Raw genomic sequence first — 15932 nt, forward strand, 5'->3', positions numbered from 1 at the left:
GCGAGACGTCTGGTACCCGTGCCTGACACATCCCCAGTCGCGTTCGACTCAACGGCCAGGGGAGAAGTCAGAGGGACTGGAACGAATGGAGGACGACGGTGACCTCGACGGGGATTACCAATTGGCCCGCGCCTGCCCGCCTGACGGTGGGCGTCGTGTCGGCGGGTCGAGTGGGAACCACCATCGGTCAGGCCCTCGAACGTGCCGAACACGTGGTCGGCGCCGTCGCCGCATCGTCCCCGGCCTCGCGCGCACGTGCGGCACAGCGGCTCCCCGAGTCCGAGATCCGCGCCGTGGCCGACGTCGCCTCACAGTGCGAGCTCCTTGTCATCGCGGTCCCGGACGACCGATTGGCGTCTGTCATCTCCGATCTGGCGGAGTCGGGATCGGTGCGGCCGGGAACCATCGTCGCCCACACCGCGGGCGCACACGGTGTACGCGTGCTCGATCCGCTCACCGACATCGGAGCGCTCCCGCTGGCGTTGCATCCGGCCATGACGTTTATCGGGACGGAAGAGGACACGGACCGGATCCGCAACTGCTGCTTCGGTGTCACTGCCGCGGACGAGGTGGGTCTGGCAATCGGACAATCGCTGGTACTGGAGATGGGCGCCGAACCGGTCCGCATCGACGAGAAAGACCGCACCCTCTATCACGCTGCCCTCGCTCATGGTGCGAATCATCTTGTCGCGCTTGTGTGTGACGCCGTGGCAGCGCTGCGCAAGGTGGTCGACGGCCAAGACGTACGGCCGGAACGGATCCTGGGGCCCCTGCTCACCGCGGCGCTCGACAACAGTCTGCAAATCGGCCCGAAGGCGTTGACCGGCCCGGTGGCTCGCGGCGACGCGGCGGCGGTGGCCCGGCATCTGCAGGCGCTGACGGCCGCTGATCCGGGCATCGCGGAGGGATATCGTGCGCTCGCCCGCCGCGCCGCCACGTACACCGATCCACCAAAGGACCTGGTCGAGTTACTCAGGGACGACGACTTGGGAAATGACAGCAGACGGGACGAACATCGATGACCACTGATGACCTCACGGGCCAGAAACCTTTCACCGCTGGGCAATTGACGGTCCATCGTGATCCAGTGCTGCTGAACAAGGTCAGCCGTGCCCTGCGTTCGACGGGTAAGCGCGTGGTGCTGGTCCCCACGATGGGCGCGCTGCACGCAGGCCATCTCGAACTGGTCCGTGCCGCCAAACGCAAGGGCGACGCGGTGGTGATCGCGTCCATCTTCGTCAACCCGTTGCAGTTCGCCGCGGGTGAAGACCTCGACGCCTACCCCCGGACATTCGATGAGGACTGCGATCTCCTGCGGGCGGCCGGCGTCGAATTGGTCTTCGCCCCGAAGGTCTCCGACATGTACCCGACGGGACCGCGCACCACCGTGCACCCTGGACCGCTCGGTGGAGAGCTCGAAGGTGCTTCTCGACCAACGCATTTCGCAGGCATGCTGACCGTGGTGCTCAAGTTGCTGAACATTGCCGCGCCGATGGAGGCCTACTTCGGGGAGAAGGATTACCAGCAGTTGGTGTTGATCCGGCAGATGGTCACCGACCTGAACCTCGACGTACAGATCGTCGGCGTTCCCACCGTGCGCGAAGCCGACGGATTGGCCATGTCGTCGCGCAATCGGTACCTCGATCCCGCTCAGCGTGAGCTGGCGACGACCCTGTCGGCAGCGCTGATCGCGGGCGCCTATGCGGCCGCCGGGGGAGAGCAGGCCATCCTCGACGCGGCCCGCGGCGTTTTCGACCTGCACCCGGAAGTCTCGGTCGACTACCTCGAACTGCGCGGCCCGAACCTCGAAGAACCGCCGGCCCGCGGCGACGGCAGGCTGCTCGTCGCCGCGCGAATCGGCTCCACCCGGCTCATTGACAACGTGGGTGTCGCGATCGGCACCGGTTTCGTCGAAAGAGGAGAGAACCCAGCATGATCCGCACCATGATGACCTCGAAGATCCACCGCGCCACGGTGACCCAGGCCGATCTGCACTACGTCGGATCGGTCACGGTCGACCAGGACCTGCTCGACGCCGCCGGTCTGCTCGAGGGTGAGCAGGTGACCATCGTCGACATCAACAACGGCGCCCGGTTGGTCACCTACGCGATCTCGGGTCCCCGCGGGTCCGGGATCATCGGTATCAACGGCGCCGCAGCACATCTGGTGCACCCGGGCGACCTTGTCATCCTGATCGCCTACGGCGGACTCGATGACCGCGAGATCCTCGAGTATCAGCCCAAGGTGGTGTTCGTCGACGAATCGAACCGCATCGTCGAACAGGGTGCCGACCCCGCACACGCACCGGAAGGCTCGGATCTGCTCGACCCCCGCCACCCGGTGCTGTCGAGCACCCCCGCCTGATATGTTGCTCGCGCTGGACGTCGGCAACACGAACATCCACCTGGGTGTCTATGTCGGCATCGGGACCAATTCGCGGCTGGTGCGCGACTGGCGGATGAGGACCGAGTCGCGCATGACCGCCGACGAGTTGGCGCTGACCATCCGTGGCCTGCTGGGGCCGGACGTGGAACAGGTCACGGCCGTTGTCGGGCTGTCGACGGTGCCGTCTCTGCTGCGCGAGATGCGGGTGATGGTCGGGAAGTACTTCGGGGCCGGACCGCACGTGCTGCTCGAACCCGGTGTGCGAACCGGGGTTCCGCTGTTGGTCGACAATCCCAAAGAGGTCGGGACCGACCGCGTCGCCAATGCGCTCGCCGCCTACTCGGCCTACGGTCGCGGCTGCATCGTCGTCGATTTCGGGACCACCACCCTCGTCGACGTGGTGTCGGCGAAGGGCGAGTTCCTCGGTGGGGCGATCGCCCCGGGTATCGATCTGGCGGTCGAGGCCCTCGCCGTCCGGACGGTGACGCTACGCAAGGTCGAGCTGTTGCCGCCGCGCTCGGTGGTGGGCAAGAACACCGTCGAAGCACTGCAGTCGGGCATCCTGTACGGATTCGCAGGTCAGGTGGACGGGCTCGTGTCCCGGGTACGGCGCGAAGTGCCGGGTTTCGACGGCGACGACATCGCGGTGATCGCCACCGGCTACCTCGCCCCGCTGGTCTTCGATGAGTGTGTGACGTTGCAGCACCACGAGCCAACTCTGACGCTCGACGGGTTGCGGCTGGTGTACGAGCGGCAGCGCGATGCCCGGGCAAAGGGGCGTTCGGCAGGCTCGCGTCCGGACTGAGGTGTTGCCGCGGTCGGGTGACGGTGGTGCGATCGTGATCGCTGTGGCACAATCTCCACCGTGATCACGCGGAGCTGTCAGGAGTGTTGTCGGGGCTGAAACGCCTCTTGATAACCCCTACGCCCGTTCTTCGGCCGATTAGTTGCCGATCATTCACGAAAGCACCAGCCATGTCTGTGCTCACCGCACCCGCACCTTCTCTGTCAAGTCGGCCCACGTCGGCATACCCCGTTGCTCCGCTGTCCGTCGCGGCGCACGACGTCGATTCCCTGCTCCGCAGCGGTGCTGTGGCGATCGACATCCGTAGCCAGCAGGAACGTGATCGGGACGGAATCGTCCTCGGCGCGTTGGCAATTCCCTCCGATCAAGTCCTCGACCGCCTGATCCCGGGCTCGAGGGAGACACTGCGTTGCGCTGACGCCTCCAGCCGTTGGCTTCTCATCGGGGTGGACGGTCACGACGCCGAGATGCTCACCTGGCACCTGCAGGCCGCGGGGGTGCCCGGCGCCCGGTTTGTTGCCGGTGGCCAGATGGCGCTCGCCCGTTCGGCTGACCGGCGGCCGGTCGCCGGTCACACCGAACGCGAGTGGAGCATGTTCTCCGCGCACTGATCACGCGCCGACCTGGCGACCCGTCGAATATGGCCAACCCAGGTTCGGCCGCTAGGGTCGTTGGCGTGAATGAAGCCCGTGGCCAAGGCCGGAAAAATGCAGCAGTTGACAACACCGAGGACCAGACCCCGGAGCAGTTGCGAGTTCGGCGCGAGAAGCGCGATCGCATCCTCGCCGAGGGTGGTCAGGCCTACCCCGTGTCGGTTCCGCGCACCCATTCACTGGCCGAGCTCCGCGCGAAGTACCCAGACCTCGAGCCCGACACCCAGACAGGTGAGGTCGTCGGCATCGCCGGCCGGGTGATCTTCATCCGCAACACCGGGAAGCTGTGCTTCGCAACACTTCAAGAAGGCGATGGCACGCAGCTGCAGGCCATGATCAGCTTGAACGGCGTGGGTGAGGAATCGCTGGCCGCCTGGAAGTCCGACGTGGACCTCGGTGACTTCGTGTTCGTACACGGCGAGGTGATCAGCTCGCGACGCGGAGAACTGAGCGTGCTCGCCGACACGTGGCAGATGGCGAGCAAGGCGCTGCGCCCACTTCCGGTGGCGCACAAGGAGATGAACGAGGAAACGCGTGTCCGCCAGCGGTACGTCGACCTCATCGTGCGACCCCAGGCCCGCGAGATGGCGCGGACACGCGTCGCGGTCCTGCGGGAACTGCGCGCGGCGCTGGAGCGGCGGGGATTCCTGGAGATCGAGACACCGATGCTGCAGACGCTGCACGGTGGTGCGGCCGCCAGGCCGTTCGTCACCCATTCCAACGCCCTCGACATCGACCTCTACCTGCGCATCGCCCCAGAGCTGTTCCTCAAGCGGGCTGTGGTCGGCGGTATCGAGCGGGTCTTCGAGATCAACCGCAACTTCCGCAACGAGGGCGCCGACAGCACCCATTCGCCCGAGTTCGCGATGCTGGAGACGTACCAGGCGTACGGCACCTACGACGACTCGGCGACGATGACACGTGAGGTGATCCAGGAAGTGGCGATGGCCGCCCTCGGCACCCTGACCCCGGAGATGGCCGACGGATCGATCAACGATCTGAGTGGGGAATGGAAGTCGGTGGAGATGTATCCCTCGCTCTCCGAGTCGCTCGGGATCGAGATCACGCCGGCCACGACGGTCGAGAAACTGCTCTCCATCAGCGCCGATGTGGGGCTCGAGATCCCGGCAGGCAAGGGCTACGGCCACGGCAAGCTCGTCGAGGAACTCTGGGAACACCAGGTGGGCGACGGGTTGTCGGGGCCGGTATTCGTCCGCGATTTCCCGGTCGAGACATCACCCCTGGTGCGTGAGCACCGCGACAAGCCGGGTGTGAGTGAAAAGTGGGATCTCTATGTCCGCGGGTTCGAATTGGCTACCGGTTATTCCGAATTGGTCGATCCGGTGATTCAGCGGGAGCGGTTCGTCGACCAGGCCCGTTTGGCTCGTGCCGGTGATGATGAGGCAATGGTGCTCGATGAAGAGTTTCTTGCGGCCATGGAGCAGGGCATGCCGCCGACGACCGGTACCGGAATGGGCATTGACCGACTTCTGATGGCTCTGACGGGTCTCGGCATTCGCGAAACCATCCTCTTTCCACTCGTCAAGCCGCAGCAATGACGTTACTGGAAAACACTTCCTCTTATTAGCGTTGACGGTTCATTCGCGCTATGCTGGCGGCCGATAGGCGGCCACCATGAATATTGTTCGTTTGCGTTGTGTGCCGGAACTGTCAAAGTTGGATCCGGGAGCCATCAGAATGGAGCATTATGGCTAAGAAGGTAACCGTCACACTCGTAGATGATGTTGATGACAGCAAGACAGCGGACGAGACCGTGGAGTTCGGCGTCGATGGCGTCACCTACGAGATCGACCTGTCCAGCAAGAACGCTGACAAGCTGCGTGACGACGTGGCGAAATGGGCTGAGCATGCCCGACGTGTGAGTGGCCGTAAGCGCGCGAAAGGGATCGCCACCAAGGCATCTGTGGATCGCGAGCAGACCGCGGCAATCCGTGACTGGGCCCGTCGTAACGGCCACCAGGTGTCATCGCGTGGGCGTATTGCCGCGGATGTCGTCGAGGCTTACAACGAGGCGCACTGACGCATTGAACTGACCACAACTGTAGTCAAAATGACGGGCGGCCCGAGGAATCGGGCCGCCCGTCATTTGTTTCTCCGGCGGTTCTCTTCGAATTGTATTAGTGCGCATTCAGAAAAGAATCGAAAACATTTATGACCGTCGCGATCATTTGTGAACTTGTGTGACAAACCGTTGTCCCTTTCGAGTTGCGGATAGTCGAAGTGAGACAAACTGTTCATCAGCGGAACAAAGCTCGCGAAGACAGGCATGGCCGGGTTCAGTGCAGTTCGCGCTTGAGGATCTTGCCGCCGGCATTGCGTGGGAACTCGTCGATGATGATGACCGAACGCGGGGTCTTGAAGTTCGCGAGTTTCTGACGGCAGTACTCGATGACCGACTTTTCGTCGACGGACGCGCCCGGTGACAACGTGAGGTAAGCGCGCCCCACTTCTCCCAATCGCTCATCAGGTACCCCGACGACGGCAGCCTCGGCCACCCCGTCGATTCTGGCGAGAACCTGCTCGACTTCTGCGGGGTACACATTGAATCCGCCGCTGATGTACATGTCTTTCAGGCGGTCCGTGATGGAGAGATTTCCGCGCTCGTCGATTGTTCCGATGTCGCCGGTGTGCAGCCAGCCGTCGGCGTCGATCGCCTCTGCGGTGGCCTTGGGGTCGTCGAGATAACCGCGCATGACCATCTTGCCGCGGGCCAGCACCTCGCCGTTCTCCGAGAGCTTGATCTCCATGCCCGTGAACGGGCGGCCGCACGTGTTGGCCACGGTCTGATCGTCGTCGTCGGGTGTGCAGGTGGTGACGAAGCCGCTCGCCTCGGTCAGGCCGTAGGCGGTGATGACGGTCTCGATGCCGAGGTCGCGTTGCATCCGCTCGACGAGCACCACGGGCACGATCGCGGCGCCGGTGACTGCCAGCCGCAGTGACGAGAGGTCGAACTCGGGGCGCCGCGGAGCGTCGAGGATCGTCTGGAAGATGGTCGGGGCGCCGGGGAACACGGTGGCCTCGCGTTGCTCGATCAGCCGCATCGCGGCATCGGTGGAGTACACCGCCAGAGGGATCATCGTGGTGCCCATGAGGGTGCACACGAGGATTCCGGCCTTGTAGCCGAAGGTGTGGAAGTAGGGGTTCACCATCAGGTAGCGGTCGTCGGTCCCCAGTTTTCCGTTGGTGGCCCACGCTCGAGCGCCGGCGACCGTCTGCTGATGCTCGGCGAGGGCTCCCTTTGACCTGCCGGTGGTCCCTGAGGTGAACAGCACGTCGGAGATGTCGGTGGGTGCGACCGCAGATGCACGTGCGTCGGCTTCGGCCCTTCCCTCGTCGGTTGCTGCACAGAGGAAGTCGTTCCAGTCGACAGCGACCGCACCCCGATGGTCATCCGCCTCGAGGCGTACGCGGATGGCCACGGCCAGGTCCGATGCGGCAGCGAGGTCGCCGCCCGCCTCGGCGCACAATTGTTCGACCCGGTCGGTGCCGAGGAATCGGCCGACCACGACGATCGCCCGGGCCTTGGTGCGCTGAACGATCTCCAGCGCCTCCGCCGCGGTGTAACGGGTGTTGAGTGGGACGAGGGTGGCGCCGGCGAAATGGGCGCCGAGCGCGGCGATGGGCCAGTGAAAGCTGTTCGGTGCCCAGATGGCGACCCGGTCGCCGGCCTCGATGCCCTCCGCGATCAGGCCGGCCGCGAAAGTACGCACGGCGCCGAGGAGGTCGGACCAGGTCAGTTCGACCGTCTCGCCCCACTGGTCGTCGATGATCGCCAGACCGTCCGGCCACAATTCCGCGGCTCGGCGCAAGGCCTGCGGTGTGGTGGTGACGGCGTCGACGTCGAGCCGGTCTGGGGTGGGCTGATCTGCTGAAATGGACACGATTCCTCCCGGAGCTCACACCTGCGTAAAAGGCTAGTACCACCTGGTACAGCGCAGGTTCCGAAGCCAAAACCTAGCACTTGCTTGGGTGCGCTAACCGAGCAAGTGCTTGGTCGGTTACGCTGGTTCACATGACGGCGATCAACCTCGCTGACCGAGGCGTGGACCTGGGTGAATGGGATGGTTCGGCGGCCGATTTCGCGGCTGCCGTACGACAGTGGCTCGACGACAATCTGACCGGCGAGTTCGCGAACCTGAAGTCACGCGGAGGCCCGGGCAGCGAACACGAGTTCTACGGGCCGCGGCTCGCGTGGGACCGGCTGCTGGCCGCCTCGGGATGGACGTGCCTCGGTTGGCCCGTGGAACACGGCGGACGCAACGCGTCCATCGAGCAGCGCATCATTTTTCATCAGGAGTACGCCCGGGCGGGCGCGCCGGCCCGGGTCAGCCACGTGGGCGAGGAACTGCTCGGCCCGACGCTGATCGCCTTCGGGACCGAGGAACAGAAGAAGCGTTTCCTGCCGGGCATCACCACGGTCGACGAGTTGTGGGCGCAGGGTTACTCCGAACCGGGCGCGGGGTCGGACCTGGCGAACATCTCCACCACCGCCACACTCGACGGCGACAAGTGGGTCATCAACGGCCAAAAGATCTGGACGTCGCTGGCACACGTCGCCCAATGGGCATTTGTGCTGTGCCGCACCGAGCCGGGGTCCTCGCGTCACAAGGGACTGAGTTTTCTCCTCGTGCCGCTCGATCAACCCGGCGTCACCGTCCGGCCGATTCAGCAGCTCACCGGTACCTCCGAGTTCAACGAGGTGTTCTTCGACGACGCCACCACCGAGGCCGGCCTTGTCGTCGGTGAACCCGGTGAGGGCTGGAAAGTGGCGATGGGTCTGCTCGAGTTCGAGCGGGGTGTGTCCACCCTCGGGCAGCAGGTGGGCTTCTCGCGCGAACTCGAACACATCGTGGAGATGGCAAAGGCCAACGGGTCGTCGAACAGCCCGGTGATCCGGGAGCGGATCGCCCGGGCATGGCTCGAGCTCCGGGTGATGCGGGCCCACGCACAACGCACACTGGCCGTGGTGGACACCGGCGGCGCCGGGGGAGCGGCCTCGGTGTCGAAGTTGTTGTGGGCCAACTGGCATCGTGACCTCGGCGAGCTCGCAATGGCGGTCCAGGGGGCCCCGTCGCTCATCGCACCCGATCGCACCAGCGAGGGTGAACCCAACAACATCTTCGAGCCGGACCAGGTGGAACTCGATCAGTGGCAGCGGCTGTTCCTGTTCACCCGCGCCGACACGATCTATGGCGGCTCGAATGAAGTGCAGCGCAACATCATTGCCGAGCGGGTGCTCGGATTACCTCGAGAGGCACGACCGTGACAGTTCAGCAAGGCTCCAGTCCGCTGGCGACGCCGCCGGAAGAGATCCCAGGTCACGGTCTGCTCGCCGGCCGCAAGGTTGTGGTGACGGCCGCCGCGGGCACGGGAATCGGGTTCGCTTCCGCGCGCAGGGCTCTGGCCGAAGGCGCCGATGTGCTGGTCAGCGATTGGCACGAGCGCAGACTCGGCGAGACCGTGGACAAACTCAAGGGTGAGTTCGCCGACCAGACCGTGGCGTCCGTGGTGTGCAACGTGCAGAAGACCTCGGAGGTCAATGCCCTGATCGAGTCCGCGGCCTCCGAACTCGGCCGTATCGACGTGCTGATCAACAATGCCGGACTCGGTGGTGAGACCCCGGTCGTCGACATGGACGACGACGAGTGGGACCGCGTCATCGACATCACGTTGAACGGCACCTTCCGCGCGACTCGCGCGGCGTTGCGTTACTTCCGCGACGCACCGCACGGCGGCGTGATCGTGAACAATGCGTCGGTTCTGGGCTGGCGTGCACAGCACAGCCAATCCCATTACGCCGCAGCAAAAGCCGGGGTGATGGCCCTGACCCGGTGTGCGGCGATCGAAGCCGCCGAGTACGGCGTGCGAATCAACGCGGTGGCTCCCTCCATCGCCCGCCATCCCTTCCTCGCGAAGGTCACGAGCGAAGAGCTGCTCGCCGACCTCGCCTCGCGCGAGGCCTACGGACGCGCCGCCGAGGTCTGGGAGATCGCGGCGACCATCGCAATGCTCGCCAGCGACTACACCACCTATCTCACCGGTGAAGTGGTCTCCATCTCCAGCCAGCGGGCCTGACCCACCAGATCGAACCGCCACGTTTTTTGATCGAAGGAGCACACAATGTCCAAACCTCAGGCGTACATCGTCGATGCCGTACGCACGCCGGTCGGCAAGCGCAACGGCGCACTGGCCAAGGTGCACCCTGCCGATCTCGGCGCGCACGTCATCAAGGCGACGCTCGAACGCACCGGTATCGACCCGATGGTCGTCGACGACGTCGTCTTCGGGTGCGTGGACACCATCGGGCCGCAGGCCGGCAACATTGCCCGAACCGCCTGGCTCACGGCCGGTCTGCCCCTCGACATCCCCGGCACCACCATCGACCGCCAGTGCGGGTCGTCTCAGCAGGCCATCCATTTCGCCGCGCAGGCAGTGATGAGTGGCACGCAGGACGTGGTGCTCGCCGGCGGCGTCCAGAACATGAGCGCCATCCCCATCTCGGCCGCCATGCTGGCCGGCGTCCAGTATGGATTCGAAGGGCCGTTCAAGGGATCGGTCGGCTGGGACGAGCGGTTCGGCGATGCCGAGATCTCTCAGTTCGCCGGCGCCGACATGATGGCCAAGAAGTGGGACATCAGCCGCGAAGACATGGAGCAGTGGGCTCTGCAGTCGCACCAGCGTGCGCGCCGCGCCATCGATGAGGGCCACTTCGCTGCGGAGACCGTGGCGCTCGGCGACTGTGTCGTCGACGAATGCCCTCGCGAGACATCGCTGGAGAAGATGGCCGGACTTCCGGTACTGGCCGAGGGCTCGTCGCTGACGGCTGCTGTCGCCTCCCAGATCTGCGACGGTGCATCGGCTGCACTCGTGGTGTCTGAGGATGCACTCAAGCAGTACAACCTCACGCCCCGCGCGCGCATCCACCACATCTCGGTGCGCGGCGACGACCCCGTGATGATGCTGTCTGCGCCCATTCCCGCCACCAAGTACGCACTGGAGAAGAGCGGCCTGAGCATCGATGACATCGACGTCATCGAGATCAACGAAGCATTCGCCCCGGTGGTGCTCGCGTGGCTCAAGGAGACCGGCGCCGACCCGGCCCGGGTCAACCCGAACGGCGGCGGCATTGCCCTCGGACATCCCCTCGGCGCCACCGGCGCCAAACTGTTCGCCACGTTGCTGCACGAACTCGAGCGCACCGGGGGCCGCTACGGCCTGCAAACGATGTGTGAGGGTGGCGGCACCGCCAACGTCACGATCATCGAGCGGCTGTAGTCGAGCTCGCGTACCTCCTCTTTGCCCCCGGGTCACTGGCGCCCCTGGTGTGAGTTGGCGCATACTGGTTTGCGACATACTTGGAAAATCGTTCCAACGTTTCGTGTGTAACCAAGGGCAATTTGGAGGTCCGCGTTATGACCAAACCGGCAGACGTAGCTAAAAAGCAGGTCACAGAGCAAAAATCAGCCGACACGTTGTCGCTGCAGGAGTTGCTCGAGCTGCAGCGGGCCGCGTTCCTGCGTGACGGAATCCCCGACGCGCAGACTCGCATCGACCGGATCGTTCGCCTCCAGGCCCTGTTGCTCGACAACGCCGAAGAGCTCGCCGAGGCGTTGAATGCCGACTTCGGGACTCGACCACGCGAGTTGTCGATGGCCGCCGACATCGCCGGATGCATGATCGACCTCTCGCATCAGAAGAGGCATGTCACCAAGTGGATGGAGACGTCCACGCCGGGCAAGTTGATGGCCCGGGCGGGATTCCGCCAGGAGGTCCGCCACGACCCCAAGGGTGTCGTCGGCATCATGGGCCCCTGGAACTTTCCTCTCAACCTGACCATCGTGCCGGCGGGCTCGGCATTCGCTGCGGGCAACCGAGTGCTGGTGCGTCCGTCGTCCGTCACCGCCAAGACCACCGCGGTCCTCGCCAAGCACGCACCGAGGTACTTCAGCCTCGAGGAGTTTGCCGTGCTGACCAGCGCTCACGGCGGCGGTTCAGATTTTGCCAAGCTCGAGGTCGACCACATGTTCTTCACCGGCTCGCCGGATGTGGGTCGATCGGTGGCCGCGGAGGCCGGCAAGAACCTTGTGCCCGTCACGCTCGAGCTCGGTGGCAAGAACCCGGTGATCGTCGACATCGACGCCGACATCGATCAGGCTGCCCAGCGCATCGCCGACGCCCGCCTGGTCAACGGTGGTCAGGTGTGCCTGTGCCCCGACTACGTGTGGGTGCCCGAAGCGAAGCTGGGGGAGTTCACCGACAAGGTGTTGGCTCGCTGGCGCAGCAACCTCCCGTCGATCAAGGACAATCCGCAGTACACGTCGACCATCAACGAGAAGAACTTCAACCGCATCGTCGACCTCATCGACGATGCAGTGTCACTCGGTGCCACCAAGCATCAGGTGATCCCGGCAGGCGAAAGTCTTCCGGACGCGGAAGCTCGAAAGATCCCGCCAACCCTGCTCACCGGAGTGAAGGCCGGGATGAAGATCGAAGAGGACGAGGTCTTCGGTCCTGTCCTCACCGTGTACCCCTACCGCGATCTCGGCGAGGTGATCGCCCACGTCACAAGTCATCCGAATCCGTTGACCATGTACTGGCACGGTGATCGCAATGAGCGATTCGCCAAGATCGCCGACGCCACCCGGTCGGGTTCGATCAACGGAAACGACTTCGCCATCAACATGTTCGGGCCAGACCTGCCGTTCGGCGGCTCCGGCCAGAGTGGCATGGGCAGCTACCACGGCAAGTACGGTTTTGACACCTTCTCCCACACCCGGGCGGTGGCGTTCTCGACGTTGAAGATCGCGGTGTCCGAGATGATGTCCGCGCCGTTCACTGCCAAGGACACCAAGAACGCCAACACGCAGTTGAAGTTGTGGAAGTTCTTCAACGCGCGGGCTCGTAAGAAGCTGGGACACTAGCTCTACCGACGGATCGCATGCCACCCGCTTCGTGCAGGTGGGACACCTGAACAACCAAGCGCTTGCTAGGCTTGAGCTCTTGGAGGTGAGGCGGGTGGCTGCGACCCGAAAGCGGATCGAATCAGAGTCAGGCCTGGCGGACAGCCGGACCAGAACGTCGCGGCGCGACGAGTTGCTGACGGTGGCGAGTTCGTTGTTCGCCGAGCGCGGGCTGCGCACAACCACAGTGCGCGACATCGCCGACAGCGCGGGCATCCTCTCCGGCAGTCTGTACCACCACTTCGATTCCAAGGAATCGATGGTCGACGAGATCCTGCGTAGTTTCCTGGACTCGCTCTTTGACACCTACCACGAGGTTGTCGCGGCGGGCATGCCCGCGCGAGAGACGCTGCGCGCGTTGGTTGTTGCCTCGTTCGAGAGCATCGACCGCGACCACTACGCCGTCGCCATCTATCAAGACGAAGCCAAGCGATTGTCCACGCAGGACCGCTTCGCCTACATACGCGACCGCAATGTCGAGTTCCGCACCCTCTGGAAAGACGTGCTCAATCGTGGTGTCGCCGACGGTAGTTTCCGCAGCGATCTCGACGTCGAGCTGGTCTACCGGTTCATGCGTGACACCGTGTGGGTTGCGGTGCGCTGGTATCGGCCCGGTGGCGAGCTGACCGCGCATCAGGTGGCCGAGCAGTACCTCAGTGTGGTGCTCGATGGGATCATTCCCCGCTGACGTGGCACTCTTGTTGCGATGCTGCACATGCGGGTGGTCACGCCGACCGAGCTCACCGAGCAGATCGTGGAGATGCTTGTCCATGACTCGGCGGTCAGCAACGTCGCCGTGTTCGCCGGTTCGTCGGTCAAACCGGCGGGCGATGTGCTCGAGGTCGAAGTAGCCCGCGAGGGCGTGAACGAGATCATCAACGAACTGCGGGATCTGGGAGTGCATCGGTTCGGTTCGGTGCAGATCGCTCGAGTGCCCACTTGGATGTCGCAGAAGGCTTTCGACGCGGAACGCGTCACTCCTGGAGCGAGTGCGGACGCGGTGGTCTGGACTGAGGTCACCCAGCAGGCGTACGAGGATTCCGAGTTCAACTGGACGTTCTCGATGTTCATGTTTCTCGCGACGCTGCTGTGCGCGATTGCGATTGTGCTGAACTCGACGATTCTCCTGATCGGCGCGATGGTGCTCGGCCCCGAGTTCGGTGCGGTTGCTGCTTTGGGAGTTGCGCTGGTGCGCCGGCGGTTCGGGTTGCTGCGGCGCGCGGTGGCCACGTTGAGCGGCGGCTTTGTGATCGCGATCGTGGCCACCACAATCTTTGCGTTGATCGCCCGCGCACTGGGGTGGATCACGGTGATCGACGTGGTGGAGGCGCGGCCGGACACCGAGTTCATCTACTCGCCTGACAAGTGGTCGTTCATAGTGGCGATGCTCGCGGGTGCCGCTGGTGTGCTGTCGCTGACGTCGGCAAGGCTTGGTGGCTTGTCGGGGGTGTTCATCTCGGTCACCACGATTCCGGCCGCCGGCAACATGGCGTTGGGTATCACGTTCGGTCTCGGCGGCACCGTGGTGGGCAGTCTGGCGCAGTTGCTGATCAACTTGGCGGGGATGGCCGTTGCGGGGTGGCTCACCTTGGCGCTGCAGCAGGCGAGTTGGCAGAGGTTGTCGGCCTACCGCGCGAGGGTGTTGAAGAACCGGTCACTCAGGCAGCCTCGACCGCCGGAGATGTGACCGTCTTCGCGGCGTCGAATCCGTGCGGCCGTGTGGTGAATGTTTGCCCGTATTGGGTTGTCCAGGTGATGGTTCCGTCGGCGTGCATACGCGTCATCCAGTAGCCGAGTGTTTTGCGTTTGTGGTCGGGGCGGCAGATTGCGCCGAGGTTTTGTTCGATGGTCCAGCCACCTGATCGGGGGTCGGCATGGTTGAACGGGATGATGTGGTCGATTTCGCATTCGGATGCCGGTGTGGAACATCCTGGGGTGCGGCAGGTGCCGTCGCGCGCGATGATCGCCTCGCGTAAGGCTTGTGATGGTTGGTAGGTGAGTGCGCCTGGGGGTGGTTCGGGGAGTCCGCCGTGGCCGTCGGGTGGTAGGAGTCCTGGTGGTGGGGCAATGCTCCCGGGTTTCCGATGTCGGCCGCGGGCGAATTGGTCGGCTTCTTTGTAGAGGCCTTGCCAGGTGGCGTCGGCGGCGAGTTCGCGTGCGAGTGCGGGGTCGATGACGCCGTATCCGTCGATGGTGGGGACCTGGCCGGTCAGGCCGGCCAAGGTGGCTGCGTCGGTGTGGATTTTGACTATCGGCTTGGGTGGGGCGGGTAGGGGTTCGCGGTGCTTTTCGGGGCATTGGTCGCGTTCGCAGGTGCAGTCGAGGTGCGTGTATCCGCGCATGACGGCGACGAAGGCGTCGGCGCGTTGCTGGTGGGGTTGGCGGCGGTCGCGGGTGCATACGGTGCCGGTGACTGCGGTGATTTGTGCGTCGAGTTCGGCGGCTTCGGCTGCGGTGATGGTCGCGGAGATGTGGGCAAGACCGTTGAGGTCGCGGGAGGATCGGTAGTCGCGGTGCGGTTGCATCGCTTTGCGTCGTTCTGCTGCCCCGTCGGGGTCGGCGGCGATGACCATGCGGTCGAGTTCGTTGCGCAGGACGGAGCGTGAGAGTCCCTGCTGCGCAATCAGTATCGCTTCGGTTTCGACGCGGGCGAGTAACTCGTCGTCGAGACCCTGGAGTGCGGTGACGATCTCGCGGACATGATTGAATCCGATGTCGCCGGCTTCGAACGCTGCACGTGTCTGATGGAATGGTCGCGCAGTTGTCGGCCGTTGTCGATGTAGACGCCGGCCATGGTGCGTGAAACATCCAGCAGCAGGGATACTTCGACAACCGGAATGCGCGCGGCCTTGTCCAGATCCCCGGAGATGGCGAGTTCTTCATTCACCCGCAGTGTCGCCAGCTCGACGACGTCGGCGATCGTCTGCGCGAACCGGCGGTTCTCCTCGCGTGGAACAGTTCTCAATCCCTCGGCCAACTGCGTGACTCGAGTTCCCCCCTCGACCAACAACATACGAACATTCTAACGACGGGGTCTGACATCGCCTGAGGCGTTTCCCTGCGACCCTAAAAACCGCCAAATACAAAGCCGCCGAGGGAACATGCCCC

The 15932-nt window shown here is 64.4% G+C and carries 16 protein-coding genes; 13 read left to right on the forward strand and 3 right to left on the reverse strand.

Annotated features, from left to right (window positions below; genetic code table 11):
- Window positions 1-98 precede the first annotated feature (98 nt).
- The 7 genes from ACVWY6_RS01135 (at window position 99) to ACVWY6_RS01165 (ending at window position 5884) form a co-directional block, all read left to right on the forward strand.
- The gene (locus tag ACVWY6_RS01135; protein WP_457535714.1) at window positions 99-1022 is read left to right on the forward strand and encodes a Rossmann-like and DUF2520 domain-containing protein; all 924 of its coding nucleotides are present in this window, start codon (window positions 99-101) and stop codon (window positions 1020-1022) included.
- Entirely contained in the window at window positions 1019-1936 is a 918-nt protein-coding gene (panC, locus tag ACVWY6_RS01140) for a pantoate--beta-alanine ligase (RefSeq protein ID WP_457535715.1), read from the forward strand. Before ACVWY6_RS01135 ends, panC begins: the two co-directional genes overlap by 4 nt.
- Window positions 1933-2364 carry an aspartate 1-decarboxylase gene (panD, locus tag ACVWY6_RS01145; RefSeq protein WP_400720552.1) on the forward strand — a complete coding sequence of 144 codons (432 nt, stop codon included), beginning with the start codon at window positions 1933-1935 and terminating at the stop codon, window positions 2362-2364. Before panC ends, panD begins: the two co-directional genes overlap by 4 nt.
- A gap of 1 nt (window position 2365) precedes the next feature.
- Window positions 2366-3190, forward strand: a complete 825-nt coding sequence (locus ACVWY6_RS01150; protein ID WP_457535717.1) for a type III pantothenate kinase — start codon at window positions 2366-2368, stop codon at window positions 3188-3190.
- 170 nt (window positions 3191-3360) lie between these two features.
- Window positions 3361-3801, forward strand: coding sequence for a hypothetical protein (locus tag ACVWY6_RS01155; RefSeq protein WP_457535718.1), 441 nt, complete (start codon window positions 3361-3363; stop codon window positions 3799-3801).
- Between the two features lie 29 nt (window positions 3802-3830).
- Window positions 3831-5402: a lysine--tRNA ligase gene (gene lysS, locus ACVWY6_RS01160; RefSeq protein ID WP_084248163.1), complete on the forward strand. Its 1572-nt coding sequence runs from the start codon at window positions 3831-3833 to the stop codon at window positions 5400-5402.
- A 149-nt stretch (window positions 5403-5551) separates the two neighbouring features.
- Complete coding sequence (locus ACVWY6_RS01165) at window positions 5552-5884, forward strand: histone-like nucleoid-structuring protein Lsr2 (protein WP_023961146.1); 333 nt, start codon at window positions 5552-5554, stop codon at window positions 5882-5884.
- 256 nt (window positions 5885-6140) lie between these two features.
- Here the strand turns inward: ACVWY6_RS01165 and ACVWY6_RS01170 are convergent, their stop codons facing one another.
- The gene (locus ACVWY6_RS01170; RefSeq protein ID WP_457535720.1) at window positions 6141-7745 is read right to left on the reverse strand and encodes a FadD3 family acyl-CoA ligase; all 1605 of its coding nucleotides are present in this window, start codon (window positions 7743-7745) and stop codon (window positions 6141-6143) included.
- 131 nt (window positions 7746-7876) lie between these two features.
- Between ACVWY6_RS01170 and ACVWY6_RS01175 the strand changes: the two genes are divergently transcribed.
- From ACVWY6_RS01175 to ACVWY6_RS01200, 6 genes are all read left to right on the forward strand, one after another.
- The gene (locus ACVWY6_RS01175) at window positions 7877-9130 is read left to right on the forward strand and encodes an acyl-CoA dehydrogenase family protein (protein ID WP_030172579.1); all 1254 of its coding nucleotides are present in this window, start codon (window positions 7877-7879) and stop codon (window positions 9128-9130) included.
- The gene (locus ACVWY6_RS01180) at window positions 9127-9939 is read left to right on the forward strand and encodes an SDR family oxidoreductase (RefSeq protein WP_023961152.1); all 813 of its coding nucleotides are present in this window, start codon (window positions 9127-9129) and stop codon (window positions 9937-9939) included. The genes ACVWY6_RS01175 and ACVWY6_RS01180 overlap by 4 nt, the downstream gene beginning before the upstream one ends.
- A 45-nt stretch (window positions 9940-9984) precedes the next feature.
- On the forward strand, window positions 9985-11139 hold the full coding sequence (locus tag ACVWY6_RS01185; RefSeq protein ID WP_457535722.1) for an acetyl-CoA C-acetyltransferase: 1155 nt from the start codon (window positions 9985-9987) through the stop codon (window positions 11137-11139).
- A gap of 137 nt (window positions 11140-11276) precedes the next feature.
- Complete coding sequence (locus tag ACVWY6_RS01190) at window positions 11277-12785, forward strand: aldehyde dehydrogenase family protein (protein WP_400720530.1); 1509 nt, start codon at window positions 11277-11279, stop codon at window positions 12783-12785.
- Window positions 12786-12879: 94 nt separating this feature from the next.
- Window positions 12880-13512 carry a TetR/AcrR family transcriptional regulator gene (locus ACVWY6_RS01195; RefSeq protein WP_400720527.1) on the forward strand — a complete coding sequence of 211 codons (633 nt, stop codon included), beginning with the start codon at window positions 12880-12882 and terminating at the stop codon, window positions 13510-13512.
- 18 nt (window positions 13513-13530) lie between these two features.
- Complete coding sequence (locus tag ACVWY6_RS01200) at window positions 13531-14511, forward strand: DUF389 domain-containing protein (protein ID WP_457535724.1); 981 nt, start codon at window positions 13531-13533, stop codon at window positions 14509-14511.
- Here ACVWY6_RS01200 and ACVWY6_RS01205 read toward each other — a convergent pair.
- Together ACVWY6_RS01205 and ACVWY6_RS01210 are read right to left on the reverse strand one after the other, a co-directional pair.
- Entirely contained in the window at window positions 14483-15538 is a 1056-nt protein-coding gene (locus tag ACVWY6_RS01205; protein ID WP_457536839.1) for a DUF222 domain-containing protein, read from the reverse strand. The two genes, ACVWY6_RS01200 and ACVWY6_RS01205, sit on opposite strands and share 29 nt — an antisense overlap.
- Entirely contained in the window at window positions 15448-15837 is a 390-nt protein-coding gene (locus tag ACVWY6_RS01210) for a hypothetical protein (protein ID WP_457535726.1), read from the reverse strand. The genes ACVWY6_RS01205 and ACVWY6_RS01210 overlap by 91 nt, the downstream gene beginning before the upstream one ends.
- Window positions 15838-15932 lie beyond the last annotated feature (95 nt).

The sequence above is a fragment of the Williamsia sp. R60 genome (assembly GCF_054063855.1).